The 13,032-nt window shown below is 69.5% G+C and carries 11 protein-coding genes; 1 reads left to right on the top strand and 10 read right to left on the bottom strand.

The window, feature by feature from the left end:
• Positions 1-138: 138 nt before the first annotated feature.
• Positions 139-303, top strand: coding sequence for a hypothetical protein (locus tag ACF1B9_RS11530; protein ID WP_391740834.1), 165 nt, complete (start codon positions 139-141; stop codon positions 301-303).
• Positions 304-409: 106 nt separating this feature from the next.
• On the opposite strand, the gene ACF1B9_RS11525 is transcribed toward ACF1B9_RS11530, so the two are convergent.
• From ACF1B9_RS11525 to ACF1B9_RS11480, 10 genes are all read right to left on the bottom strand, one after another.
• The gene (locus ACF1B9_RS11525; RefSeq protein ID WP_391740835.1) at positions 410-2,335 is read right to left on the bottom strand and encodes a TIGR03960 family B12-binding radical SAM protein; all 1,926 of its coding nucleotides are present in this window, start codon (positions 2,333-2,335) and stop codon (positions 410-412) included.
• 50 nt (positions 2,336-2,385) lie between these two features.
• The gene (locus tag ACF1B9_RS11520; RefSeq protein WP_391740836.1) at positions 2,386-3,915 is read right to left on the bottom strand and encodes a CHAD domain-containing protein; all 1,530 of its coding nucleotides are present in this window, start codon (positions 3,913-3,915) and stop codon (positions 2,386-2,388) included.
• Positions 3,916-3,966: 51 nt separating this feature from the next.
• Positions 3,967-5,157 carry a rod shape-determining protein RodA gene (gene rodA / locus ACF1B9_RS11515; protein WP_391740837.1) on the bottom strand — a complete coding sequence of 397 codons (1,191 nt, stop codon included), beginning with the start codon at positions 5,155-5,157 and terminating at the stop codon, positions 3,967-3,969.
• Positions 5,157-7,322: a penicillin-binding protein 2 gene (gene mrdA / locus ACF1B9_RS11510; RefSeq protein WP_391740838.1), complete on the bottom strand. Its 2,166-nt coding sequence runs from the start codon at positions 7,320-7,322 to the stop codon at positions 5,157-5,159. The genes rodA and mrdA overlap by 1 nt, the downstream gene beginning before the upstream one ends.
• A gap of 61 nt (positions 7,323-7,383) precedes the next feature.
• Positions 7,384-8,046 carry a rod shape-determining protein MreD gene (gene mreD, locus ACF1B9_RS11505; RefSeq protein WP_391740839.1) on the bottom strand — a complete coding sequence of 221 codons (663 nt, stop codon included), beginning with the start codon at positions 8,044-8,046 and terminating at the stop codon, positions 7,384-7,386.
• 11 nt (positions 8,047-8,057) lie between these two features.
• Positions 8,058-9,110 carry a rod shape-determining protein MreC gene (mreC, locus tag ACF1B9_RS11500; protein ID WP_391740840.1) on the bottom strand — a complete coding sequence of 351 codons (1,053 nt, stop codon included), beginning with the start codon at positions 9,108-9,110 and terminating at the stop codon, positions 8,058-8,060.
• A gap of 125 nt (positions 9,111-9,235) precedes the next feature.
• Positions 9,236-10,255 carry a rod shape-determining protein gene (locus ACF1B9_RS11495; protein ID WP_124268240.1) on the bottom strand — a complete coding sequence of 340 codons (1,020 nt, stop codon included), beginning with the start codon at positions 10,253-10,255 and terminating at the stop codon, positions 9,236-9,238.
• Between the two features lie 290 nt (positions 10,256-10,545).
• A complete protein-coding gene (gene ndk, locus ACF1B9_RS11490) occupies positions 10,546-10,959 on the bottom strand; it encodes a nucleoside-diphosphate kinase (RefSeq protein ID WP_093898216.1) in 414 nt (137 codons plus the stop codon).
• Between the two features lie 139 nt (positions 10,960-11,098).
• Complete coding sequence (locus tag ACF1B9_RS11485) at positions 11,099-11,458, bottom strand: DUF4233 domain-containing protein (RefSeq protein ID WP_391740841.1); 360 nt, start codon at positions 11,456-11,458, stop codon at positions 11,099-11,101.
• Between the two features lie 5 nt (positions 11,459-11,463).
• Positions 11,464-12,987 carry a bifunctional folylpolyglutamate synthase/dihydrofolate synthase gene (locus tag ACF1B9_RS11480; RefSeq protein ID WP_391740842.1) on the bottom strand — a complete coding sequence of 508 codons (1,524 nt, stop codon included), beginning with the start codon at positions 12,985-12,987 and terminating at the stop codon, positions 11,464-11,466.
• Positions 12,988-13,032 lie beyond the last annotated feature (45 nt).

Here is a 13,032-nt window from a genome sequence, read left to right as displayed (position 1 = left end):
GGCCTCACGGCGCGCCTGGGCCACCGTCTCGCGCGCCGAGCGCAGCGCCGCCCGGACCGCGCGTCCCGTCCCGACCGCGGCCCGCCTGGCGGGAGCCCGGACGGCGTCACGTGCGAATGTCCCACCGGCGTGCACACCGTGCGCCAGACCCAGGTCACCGGCGCCCCGCCGAGATGCCACGCCGGCCGGGCGACGGCTCTGCCGACGGCCCGCGAGACGATCACCAGCACCACGATCCGTACCGGGATTCTGATCAGGGTGGTCGGACAGCCCTCTCCGGCGTCGTACCGCGCGGGGGCGTGATGCTTGCCGTGCTCCATGCCGTACACGACACGAAGGCCCGGACCGGGGTTTCCCGTTCCGGGCCTTCGTCACCGAGCTGTCACCGGGACGGACTCACCCGAGGGGGCTACTTCACGACCGACAACGGCAGCAGCTTCTTGCCGGTCGGGCCGATCTGGATGCTGGTGTCCATCTGCGGGCAGACGCCGCAGTCGAAGCACGGGGTCCAGCGGCAGTCCTCGACCTCGGTCTCGTCGAGCGAGTCCTGCCAGTCCTCCCAGAGCCAGTCCTTGTCGAGACCGGAGTCCAGGTGGTCCCAGGGCAGAACCTCCTCGTAGGTCCGCTCGCGGGTGGTGTACCAGTCGACGTCCACGCCGTACTCGGGCAGCGTCTTCTCGGCGGCGGTCATCCAGCGGTCGTAGCTGAAGTGCTCGCGCCAGCCGTCGAAGCGGCCGCCGGACTCGTAGACCGCTCGGATGACGGAGCCGACACGGCGGTCGCCGCGCGAGAGCAGGCCCTCGACGATGCCGGGCTTGCCGTCGTGGTAGCGGAAGCCGATGGAACGGCCGTACTTCTTGTCGCCGCGGATCTTGTCGCGGAGCTTGGCCAGCCGCGCGTCGGTCTCCTCGGCGCCGAGCTGCGGGGCCCACTGGAACGGCGTGTGCGGCTTGGGCACGAAGCCGCCGATGGAGACGGTGCAGCGGATGTCGTTCTGGCCGGAGACCTCACGGCCCTTGGCGATCACGTTGACCGCCATGTCGCCGATCTGGAGGACGTCCTCGTCGGTCTCGGTGGGCAGACCGCACATGAAGTACAGCTTCACCTGGCGCCATCCGTTGCCGTACGCGGTCGCGACGGTACGGATGAGGTCCTCTTCCGAGACCATCTTGTTGATGACCTTGCGCATGCGCTCGGAGCCGCCCTCGGGGGCGAAGGTGAGACCGGAGCGACGGCCGTTGCGGGTCAGCTCGTTGGCCAGGTCCACGTTGAACGCGTCGACGCGGGTGGAGGGCAGCGAGAGGCCGATCTTGTCCTCGGTGTACCGGTCGGCGAGGCCCTTGGCGATCTCGCCGATCTCGGTGTGGTCCGCGGAGGAGAGCGAGAGCAGGCCGACCTCCTCGAAGCCGGTCGCCTTGAGACCCTTCTCGACCATCTCGCCGATGCCGGTGATGCTTCGCTCCCGCACGGGGCGCGTGATCATGCCGGCCTGGCAGAAACGGCAGCCGCGGGTGCAGCCGCGGAAGATCTCGACGGACATCCGCTCATGGACGGTCTCGGCGAGGGGCACGAGGGGCTGCTTCGGGTACGGCCACTCGTCGAGGTCCATCACCGTGTGCTTGGACACCCGCCACGGCACGCCCGACTTGTTGGGCACGACACGGCCGATGCGCCCGTCCGGGAGGTACTCGACGTCGTAGAAGCCCGGGACGTAGACGCCGCCGGTCTTCGCGAGGCGGAGGAGCAACTCCTCACGGCCGCCGGGCCGGCCCTCGGCCTTCCAGGCGCGGATGATCTCGGTGATCTCCAGGACGGCCTGCTCGCCGTCGCCGATGACCGCGCAGTCGATGAACTCCGCGATGGGCTCGGGGTTGAACGCCGCGTGGCCGCCGGCCAGCACGATCGGGTCGTCGACGGTGCGGTCCCTGGCGTCCAGCGGAATGCCCGCGAGATCCAGAGCGGTGAGCATGTTGGTGTAGCCGAGTTCGGTGGAGAAGCTCAGCCCGAAGACGTCGAACGCCCTGACCGGGCGGTGGCTGTCCACAGTGAACTGCGGGACCCTGTGCTCGCGCATCAGCTCTTCGAGGTCCGGCCACACGCTGTAGGTGCGCTCGGCGAGGACGCCCTGGCGCTCGTTGAGCACCTCGTAGAGGATCATGACGCCCTGGTTGGGGAGTCCGACCTCGTACGCGTCGGGGTACATCAGCGCCCAACGGACATCGCATTCGTCCCACGGCTTGACGGTGGAGTTCAGCTCACCGCCGACGTACTGGATGGGCTTCTGCACATGCGGGAGCAGAGCTTCGAGCTGTGGGAAGACCGAATCGACAGACATCGCGAACTTTCGAGAGCCGGCAAGGGTGACCATCCAGCGTACCCCGGCGCTCAGCCTCCCAGCGCCGACCGCACCCGCGGCCGGGCCGCCCGCTCCCAGACCCCGGGCAGCTCCCGCTCACCGGCGGCGGCCGCCGCCTCCTCGCGCCCGTACAGCAGTCCCCAGGTGAACGCGGACTCCCCCGCCGCGTGTGCCTGGGCGGCCAGGGTGCGCAGGGCGTCGCGGGCCACCACGCTGTCCTGGTGGTCGCCGAGGAGGGTCTGCACGGCCTTCATCCGTTTGGCGAACCGCTTGGCGGGCTTCCCGAGCGCGGGCCGGGCCGCCTCCGCCGCGTAACGGGCGCGCTTGGCGGCCTTGCGGGCGTCGTGCAGGGCGAGATCGCGGTCGTGACCGGGCGGGAGCTCCAGGGCGCGGCCGACGCGGGCCGCCAGTCGCGCGTACTCCTTCAGTACGGCGCGGGGCAGCTCCCGCTCGGGGGCGCGGGACGCGTCGGGCAGCAGCAGCGGCGGGGTGGTGAGCAGGGTGTCGAGGCGCTCCAGGAGGGCCAGGTACCGCTTCCCGTCGAGCACGGCGACGGTCCGCTGCCGGGAGCCGCCCCGGCGGGTCACCGACCAGATCCGGAGTCGGCTGTGGACGGGCCCGAGGACCAGGGTGCGGGGCAGAGCGGCGAGGCAGGCGCGCAGACGGGCGTCGAGCACCTCCTGGTCGCGGTCGATGCCGAGCTCGGCGGCCAGCCACTTCAGCTCGTCGCCGACCCGGTCGGTGACGCTCCGGTCGAGGATCCTGCGGTACGTCCGCAGCGCGCTGCGGAGCCGGCGGGTGGCGACCCGCATCTGATGCACGGAGTCGGGGAGGTCACGGCGTACGGCGGGGTCGAGGGTGACGATCGCCTCGGCCTGCCGGCGGATGTACGCGAGGACGTGGTCGCCCGCGGTGACCCGTGAGGTGGTCCCGCCGGTCCCTTCCTTCCGGTTCCGCTCCGGCGCGGTCTCGGCGAGCGCCCTGGCCAGCTTGGACGGCAGTGCGGACGGGCGGACACCGGCTTTGCGCAGCCGTCGTTCGACGGCGTCCAGGAGGGCGGGGTCGCCGTTCTCGGCGAGCTCCACCTCGATCTCGGTCCAGGCGGCCGTGCCGTCGCCGCCCGTCAGCCGTTCGGCCCGCACGGTGTCGACGGCGACCTCGGCGAGCGGCGCGCCTTCGGCGTCGACCAGGTGGTGGACGTCGCGGGCGGTGCGCAGCCGGACGACGGGGACGAGTTCGCTCCCCCGGAGCCGGGACCGGAGCAGACCGGCGAAGGAGCGCGGCAGGGTGTCGGAGAGCGGTTCCTGGAGCTCGTCCCGGATACCGGAGGCGACGGGGAACTTGAGGTGCCAGCCCGCGTCGCTCCCCCCGGTGCGGCGGCGCAGGGTGAGGGAGCCGGCGGCCAGCCGCAGGTCCTCGGTGTCGTGGTAGACGGCGTCCAGCTCGCTGACGCCCCGGTGGACGACGGCCGAGACCCCGGCCACCCGGCTCAGATCCGGGAGCCGGGTCTGAGCGGTGGCTTCGTACTTCCGCTCGATCTCACGCTTCGAGTCCGCCATGAACCGAATCTAGACGTGTTGTCCGGAGATGGGCAGTGCTCCCGCACCGCCTCAGGCGCTTATCGGCCGTTGCACCCTGATCGACTGGAGCAGTCCGACGGCCACCCAGACGGCGAACATCGAGGACCCTCCGTACGACACGAACGGCAGCGGAAGCCCGGCGACCGGCATGATGCCGAGCGTCATCCCGATGTTCTCGAAGGACTGGAAGGCGAACCAGGCGATGATTCCGGCGGCGACGATCGTGCCGTACAGCTCGGTCGTCTCGCGGGCGATCCGGCAGGCGCGCCACAGGACGACGCCGAGCAGGACGAGGATCAGCCCGGCACCGAGGAAGCCGAGCTCTTCGCCCGCGACGGTGAAGACGAAGTCGGTCTGCTGCTCGGGGACGAACTGGCCGGTGGTCTGGGTGCCCTGGAAGAGGCCCGTTCCGGTGAGGCCGCCGGAGCCGATCGCGATGCGGGCCTGGTTGGTGTTGTAGCCGACGCCCGCCGGGTCGAGCGCGGGGTTGGCGAAGGCGGCGAAGCGGGCGATCTGGTATTCGTCGAGCAGACCGAGCTGCCAGACGGCCACGCCGCCCGCCACTCCCGCACCGAGCAGGCCGAGGATCCATCGGTTCGAAGCGCCGGAGGCGAGGAGCACACCGAGCACGATGACGACCATGACCATCACGGAGCCGAGGTCCGGCATCCCCATGACGACGGCCATCGGCACGGCCGCCAGGCCCAGCGCCTTGGCGACGGTCCGGTGGTCGGGGTGGAGCTGGTCACCCGCGTCGACGCGCTCGGCGAGCAGCATCGCCATGATCAGGATGATGGTGATCTTGGTGAACTCGGACGGCTGGAGCGAGAAGCCGCCACCGATGATGATCCAGGCGTGCGCGCCGTTGACGGTGGCGCCGAGCGGGGTGAGGACCGCCAGTACGAGGATCACCGAGAGGCCGTAGAGGATCGGGACGGCGCCGCGCAGGGTGCGGTGGCCGAGCCAGATCGTGCCGATCATCAGGGCGAAGCCGATGCCGGAGTTGAGTACGTGCCGGAAGAGGAAGTAGTACGGGTCGCCGTGGGTGAGCGAGTCACGGCCCCGGGTCGCGGAGTAGACCAGCAGCGAGCCGATGAAGGAGAGTGCGATCGCGGACCCGAGCAGCGGCCAGTCGAGTCTGCGCACGACGGAGTCGCGGGCGGTGAGTTTGCCCCAGGCGGAGCGCTCGGGGGCGTACCGCGAGACGGAGAAGCCGGCCATCAGTCGCGCCTCCCCAGGGCCGCCGCGAGGGTCTGCTCCTCCGGGGTCTTCTGCGAGTTCGGGTCGTACGGCTTGATCTCCGGGGCGTCGATCGAGCCGTCCCGCTGGATCTTCGGCAGGGACTTCTGCGGGGTGGGCAGCAGCGCCTTCTTCAGATCCTGCTTGCCGGAGTCGTCGAGACCGTAGAGGGCGTCGTAGATGTTGCGCACGGCGGGCCCGGACGCGCCGGAACCCGTACCGCCCTGAGAGATCGTCATGACGATCGAGTAGTCCTTGGTGTACGTGGCGAACCAGGAGGTCGTCTGCTTGCCGTAGACCTCCGCCGTACCCGTCTTGGCGTGCATCGGGATCTTGTCCTGCGGCCAGCCGCCGAACCGCCAGGCCGCCGAACCGCGGGTCGCGACTCCCGCGAGGGCGCCGTCGATCTCGTTGCGGGTCTTGCGGGAGAACGGCAGCTTGCCGTGCGACTTGGGCGCGATCTCCTTGACGCTCTTGCCGTCACCGCTGACGACCGCCTTGCCGACGGTGGGGTTGTAGAGGGTGCCGCCGTTGGAGATCGCGGCGTAGATGGTGGCCATCTGGATCGGGGTGACGAGGGTGTCGCCCTGGCCGATGGAGTAGTTGACGGAGTCACCGGCGCGCATCTTGTCGCCTTCGAGGCAGTTCTCGTACGCGATCTTCTCGACGTACGAGCCGTCCTTCTTGCCCTGCTTGCACCAGGCGTCCTTGTTCGCCTTGTAGAAGTTCTGCTTCCACTTGCGGTCGGGGACGCGGCCGCTGACCTCGTTGGGGAGGTCGATGCCGGTCTCCTTGCCGAGGCCGAACTGGTGGGCGGTCTTGTAGAACCAGTCCTTGGCGTGCTTCTTCGGGTTCATGCCGCCGTCCTTCAGCCACTCCTTGTGCGCGATGCCGTAGTAGACGGTGTCGCAGGAGACTTCGAGAGCCCGGCCGATCGTGATGTCCCCGTAGCCCTGGGACTCGAAGTTCTTGAAGGTCTGCCCGCCGACGTTGTAGGAGCTGGGGCAGGGGTAGTGGCCGTCGAAGGGGTAGCCGGCGTTGACCGCCGCGGTCGAGGAGATGACCTTGAAGATGGAGCCGGGGGCGGCCTGGCCCTGGATGGCCCGGTTCAGCAGCGGGAAGTTGGACTTCTTGCCGGTGAGCTTGGCGTAGTCCTTGGCGGAGATGCCGCCGACCCAGGCATTGGGGTCGTAGTTCGGCAGGGACGCCATCGCGACGACCCGGCCCGTCTTTGCCTCCATGACGACGACGGCGCCGGAGTCGGCCTTGTAGTTCTCACCGGTGTTCTTGTCGAACGACTGGCGGGCCGTCTTCATCGCCTCGTTGAGCTCGTACTCGGCGACGGCCTGGACCCTCGCGTCGATGGAGGTGACGACGCTGGATCCGGGCTCCGCCTCGTCGTTCTTCGCCTCGCCGATGACCCGGCCGAGGTTGTCGACCTCGTAGCGGGTGACACCGGCCTTGCCGCGCAGTTCCTTGTCGTAGGTGCGCTCCAGCCCGGAACGGCCGACCTGGTCGGAGCGCAGGTACGGCGAGTCGGTGTCCTGGGCCTTGGTGATCTCTTCGTCGGTGACGGGCGAGAGGTAGCCGAGGACCTGGGCGGTGTTGGCCTTGCCGGGCGCGGCGTAGCGGCGTACGGCGGTGGGCTCGGCGGTGATGCCGGGAAAGTCCTCGGCACGTTCGCGGATCTGGAGGGCCTGCTGGGTGGTGGCCTCGTCGGTGACCGGGATCGGCTGGTACGGCGAACCGTTCCAGCAGGGCTGCGGCGTCTTCGCGTCGCAGAGCCGGACCTTGTCGAGGACCTCCTTGGGCTCCATGCCGAGGACGTCGGCGAGCCGGGTCAGGACGCCCTTGCCGTCGTCCTTCATCTTCAGCAGCTCGGTGCGGCTGGCGGAGACGACCAGGCGCGTCTCGTTGTCGGCGAGGGGCACGCCGCGCGCGTCGAGGATGGAGCCGCGGACGGCGGGCTGGACGACCTGCTGGACGTGGTTGTTCTTCGCCTCGTCGCTGTACTCCTGACCGTTGCGGATCTGGAGGTACCACAGGCGCCCGCCGAGCGTGAGCAGCAGGGAGAAGACGAGGACCTGGATGACGACGAGACGGATCTGGACCCGTTGGGTCCGGCCGGTCTCGGGGATGTTGCTCACGGGGCGCCCCCGGTGGTGGTCGGGCCGGAGGTACGGGGGATGTCCTCCCGGTGGTGCGGCCTCACAGTCGCTTGACTCCCTTGATCCGTCCGGCGCGTGCGGCCCGGTTGCGGGCGACCTTGACGCGCAGTCCGCCGCGCCGGCCGCCGATCCGCAGTCCGGTGCCGGAGGACAGCCAGCCCGCGGCGACGTCGCCGCCGCCGGACGATTCGGCGAGCGGGTCGTTCACCGTGCGTCTGGCGACCGCCATGACCAGGGGCACGACGAACGGCGCGAGGAGCAGGTCGTAGACGGCGGCGGTGAACAGCAGGCTGCCGAGCCCGACATGACGGGCCGCCGTGTCCCCGACGAGCGCGCCGACGAGCGCGTACAGCAGGGTCGATCCGATCGCCGCGGCCACGACCGCGGCCATCGGGACGAACGCCGACTTGAGCTGCCCGGTCTCCGGCTTGACCAGTCCGGCGAGGTAGCCGATGACACAGAGCACCAGGGCGTAGCGCCCGGCGGCGTGATCGGCCGGCGGCACCAGGTCGGCGAGGAGTCCCGCGCCGAAGCCGATGAGTGCGCCGCTGACGTGCCCGTACACGAACGCGAGGGCGAGAACGACGAGGAGCAGCAGGTCGGGCACGGCGCCGGGGAGCTGGAGTCGGGCGAGGACCGAGACCTGGACGACCAGGGCGACCACGACCAGCAGGACGGAGAGCAGAATCCGGTTCAGACGCATGGAAATCAGCTCTACCTCTGCTCGTTGACCGCGGTGCCGGTGCTCGGTGTGGCGCCCGGACTGCCGCTCGGGTCCGGGCTTCCACTGGGGTCCGGACTCTCGTGGATGTTCCCGACGACGTTGCCGTTGGTGTCGACGATGTCTCCGTTGGGCGAGATGGTCACGGTGACGGTCGGAGTGGGCTTCGGTTTGGCGGGTTTGGCCGGTTCCTTCGGCAGGACCATGTCACGGGGGTCCTCGCGCGGGGCCTGGACGACGACGCCGACGATGTCGAGCTTGGTGAACCCGACGTACGGGCGGACGTAGACGGTACGGGTCAGGCCGCCGCCCGACGGGTCGACGCGGACGACCTCGCCGACCGGGACGCCGGGCACGAACGGCTTGTCCTTGCTGGAGCCGAAGGTGACCAGACGGTCGCCCTTCTTCACCTTGGCCTTGCCGTTGAGGAACTGGACGGACAGCGGCCGGGAGCCCTGGCCGGTGGCGAAGCCCAGTTCGTCGGTCTTCTCCATACGGGTGCCGACGGTGAAGTCGGGGTCGTTGGCGAGGAGCACCGTGGCGGTGTCCGGGCCGACAGTGGTGACCCGGCCGACGAGCCCGTCGCCGTTGATGACGGTCATGTCGCGCTTGATGCCGTCGTTGGAGCCCGCGTCGATGGTGACCGTCCAGGAGAAGCCCTGGGCCGCTCCTATGGCGATGACCTCGGCGCCCTTGATGCCGTACTGTCCGGCGGCCGACTTCTTCAGCATCCGGTCCAGTTCGCGCACCCGGTTGCGGTTCCGGTCGTCGCTGCCGAGCCTCGTCTTGAGCGCGGTGTTCTGCTGCTCCAGTTCAGCGATCCGGTTGTGCCGGGTGCCGGAGTCGCGTACCGCTCCTATGGCGTTGCCCACCGGGTCGACGGCCGCCGCGACGCCGTTCTCGACCGGCCCGAAGACCGTGGCGGCGGCCCGCCGGGCGCCGTCCACCGGTGACTCCTCGCCGCCGCGGATGTCCACCGTGATCAGTGCGAATGCGATGGCGATCAGCAGCACCAGGAGCAGCCGGCTCTCTCGTGTGTCCCTCACGTGCGGCGGCCGTGCCTTCCTCGTCGGAATGTTCGTGCCTGTATATCAACGATCCGGCGTACGGAGCCGCAGTGGTCCGTACAGCAGACTGATGTGTTGTGTACCTGTGGTCCGGCCCGTGCCGGCTACCGGCGGGGCTGGGCGTCCAGGACCTGCTGGAGTGCCTCGAACTCCTCGACGCACTTGCCCGACCCGAGCGCCACCGAGTCCAGCGGGTCCTCGGCGATATGGATCGGCATGCCGGTCTCACGGCGCAGCCGCTCGTCCAGTCCGCGCAGCAGCGCGCCGCCGCCGGTGAGGACGATGCCGCGGTCCATGACGTCGCCGGAGAGCTCCGGCGGGCACTTGTCGAGCGTGGTCTTCACCGCGTCGACGATCGCGTTGACCGGTTCCTCGATGGCCTTGCGGACCTCGGCGGCCGAGATGACCACGGTCTTGGGCAACCCGGAGACCAGGTCCCGGCCGCGGATCTCGGTGTGCTCGTCCTTGTCCATGTCGTACGCCGAACCGATCGTGATCTTGATCTGTTCGGCGGTGCGCTCACCGAGGAGGAGCGAGTACTCCTTCTTGATGTGCTGGATGATCGCGTTGTCCAGCTCGTCCCCGGCGACCCGGATCGACTGGGCAGTGACGATTCCGCCGAGCGAGATGACCGCGACCTCGGTGGTGCCGCCACCGATGTCGACGACCATGTTGCCGGTGGCCTCGTGGACCGGCAGCCCGGAACCGATGGCCGCCGCCATGGGCTCCTCGATGATGTGCACCTGGCGCGCGCCGGCCTGCGTCGACGCCTCGATGACGGCGCGTCGCTCGACCCCGGTGATACCGGAGGGCACACAGACGACGACCCGCGGGCGGGCCAGGTAGCGGCGCTTGTGGATCTTCAGGATGAAGTAGCGGAGCATCCGCTCGGTGATCTCGAAGTCGGCGATCACGCCGTCCTTCAGCGGCCGCACGGCAACGATGTTGCCCGGTGTACGACCGATCATCTTCTTGGCCTCGGAGCCGACCGCGAGGATGCCGCCGGTGTTGGTGTTGATGGCCACGACGGACGGCTCGTTGAGAACGATGCCGCGCCCCCTGACGTACACCAGCGTGTTGGCAGTCCCGAGGTCGATAGCCATGTCACGGCCGATGAACGACATTGAGTTCCCCTTGTTCCCCATGAGGATGCGTCGGGCCTTCCGGACAAGCGATGATGGCTTGTTCTGGTCGGCGAGGTGGGCGCTGCGGGCGTGGAAGATTCCATCGTAGTGCCGTATGCACGGACACGGCGCGAGGGTCCTTCGCCATTGTGGGCGGAACGGGTGGCCGTTCCACTCATGGTGACGTTACGTCGGGGTGATGCGTTCCCGCGATCCGGGGCCCTATGCCGAAGGGCGACCGAATTAATTCGGTCGCCCCAGGTCATGAGCGCTGTTCGGCTGATCCGAAGTCAGGAAAGGCCCGGGAAGAAAAGCTTCAGTTCTCGCTCCGCGGACTCCTCGGAGTCCGAGGCGTGGATGAGGTTCTCCCGGGTGATCGTGCCGAAGTCACCACGGATGGAGCCGGGCGCGGCGGCGATCGGGTCGGTGGGTCCGGCGAGCGTACGGATGCCCTCGATGACCCGCTCGCCCTCGGCGACCAGTGCCACGATCGGGCCGGACTGCATGAACTCCACGAGCGGCTCGTAGAAGGGGCGGCCGACGTGTTCGGCGTAGTGCTGCTCCAGCGTGGCGCGGTCGAGGGTACGGAGCTCCAGCGCGGTGATCCGCCAGCCGGCCTTGCGCTCGATCCGCCCGACGATCTCGCCGACCAGTCCGCGCCGGACGGCGTCGGGCTTGAGCAGAACGAGGGTGCGCTGGGTCATGGTGTGCGGCTCCTTGCAGGCATGCGGGTGCGGTGAGGCGAGGCTACAGGGGTACGGGAACGGGCCCGCGGCCGGGTTGGATCGACCGGCAATGGGGGCCCCTCAATTGCCGGTTGGTCCAAGGCCACGGGGTACAAGATCAGCCACCGGCCGCGGCCTCGGCCGCCTCCTGTGCGGCCGCCCAGCGGGCCTTCGCCTCGTCGACCTTGCGGCCGTAGTGGACCGAGGCCCACCACAGGCCGCCGAAGACCAGACCGAGGATGAACATCATCGGGACGACGAAGCCGCTCAGCACCAGGGCGATCTGCAGCGCCCAGCCGAGCTGTACTCCGCCGGGGCGGGTGATCATCCCGCAGAGCAGCACGGAGAGCAGCATGCCGATGCCGCAGACCGTCCAGACCGTGGTGTTCGTCAGGTCGTCGGACTTCATCGCGACAAGACCGGCGAAGCCGATCACGAAGAACTCGCCGATCAGCGTCGATGCACAGAGCGTACGCACGTCGGTCAGTGCCTCCCCAGGAGCAGCCGGGCCTCGCCGACCGTGATCACGGAACCGGTCACCAGGACTCCGGCTCCCGCGTATTCGTCCTCTTCCTCGGCGAGGGTGATCGCCGCCTCCAGCGCGTCGTCAAGACGCGGTTCGACCTGGACGCGGTCGTGTCCGAAGACCTCGACCGCGACGGCGGCCAGCTCGTCGGCGTCCATCGCGCGGCCGCTGGAGTTCTGGGTGATGACGACCTCGGCGAAGATCGGCTCGAAGGCTTCGAGGAGCCCCTTGACGTCCTTGTCGCCACTGGCGCCGACCACACCGATCAGCCGTGAGAAACCGAATGCCTCGGAGATCCCGTCGGCGGTGGCGCGGGCGCCGGCCGGGTTGTGGGCCGCGTCCAGGACTACGGTCGGGCTGGAGCGGACCACTTCGAGGCGCCCGGGCGAGATCACCGAGGCGAAGGCCCGGCGGACCGTGTCGATGTCGAGTGCGCCGGGCTGCTCGGCGCCGATCCCGAAGAACGCCTCCACGGCACAGAGCGCCACCGCCGCGTTGTGCGCCTGGTGGGCGCCGTACAGCGGGAGGAAGACCTCCTCGTACTCACCGCCGAGACCGCGCAGCGTCAGCAGTTGCCCTCCGACGGCGATCTCGCGGGAGAGGACACCGAACTCCATGCCCTCGCGGGCGACCGTGGCGTCGACCTCGACGGCCTTCTTCAGCATGACCTGCGCGGCGTCGACCGGCTGCTGCGCGAGGACGACCGTGGCCCCCTGCTTGATGATCCCGGACTTCTCACCGGCGATCTCGGCGGGCGTGGCGCCGAGCCGGTCGGTGTGGTCCAGCGAGATGGGGGTGACGACGGCGACCGAGGAGTCGATCACGTTCGTCGCGTCCCAGCTGCCGCCCATGCCGACCTCGACGACGGCGACATCGACCGGCGCGTCGGCGAAGGCCGCGTACGCCATGCCCGTCAGCACCTCGAAGAAGGAGAGCCGGTACGGCTGCTGGGCGTCGACCATCTCCACGTACGGCTTGATGTCCTGGTACGCCTCGATGAACCGCTCGGGATCGATCGGCGAACCGTCCAGGCTGATCCGCTCGGTGATCGACTGGACGTGCGGCGAGGTGTAACGACCGGTACGCAGATCGAAGGCGCCGAGCAGCGCCTCGATCATGCGGGCCGTGCTCGTCTTGCCGTTGGTCCCGGTGATGTGGATCGAGGGATAGGCGCGCTGCGGCTCGCCGAGCACGTCCATCAGCGCGGCGATACGCGCGACGGACGGCTCCAGCTTGGTCTCACCCCAGCGGCCGGCGAGCTCCTGCTCCACCGCGCGGAGCGCCTTGTCCACCTCGGGGTCGGCGGGGCGGGCCGGGACCTCCTGGCCCTGCGGCGGCCCCGAACGGGTGCGCAGCGTACGGCTCCCGGCCTCGATCACCGCCAGGTCGGGGTCGCGCTGGGTCTCTTCGTCGACGATCTCCGCGAAGGTCTCGTCGGGATCGGAGTCGTCGTGCCGGTCGGAAGGGCGGGGCTCACTCACGGGGCCAGTCTACGGATGGGCACGGACATCGTGCGCGGCGCCCGG

The sequence above is a fragment of the Streptomyces sp. NPDC014727 genome (assembly GCF_043083485.1).
Lineage (GTDB): Bacteria > Actinomycetota > Actinomycetes > Streptomycetales > Streptomycetaceae > Streptomyces.
Note: the sequence above shows the minus strand (reverse complement) of the source record. Positions and strands in the feature narration are given on the sequence as shown.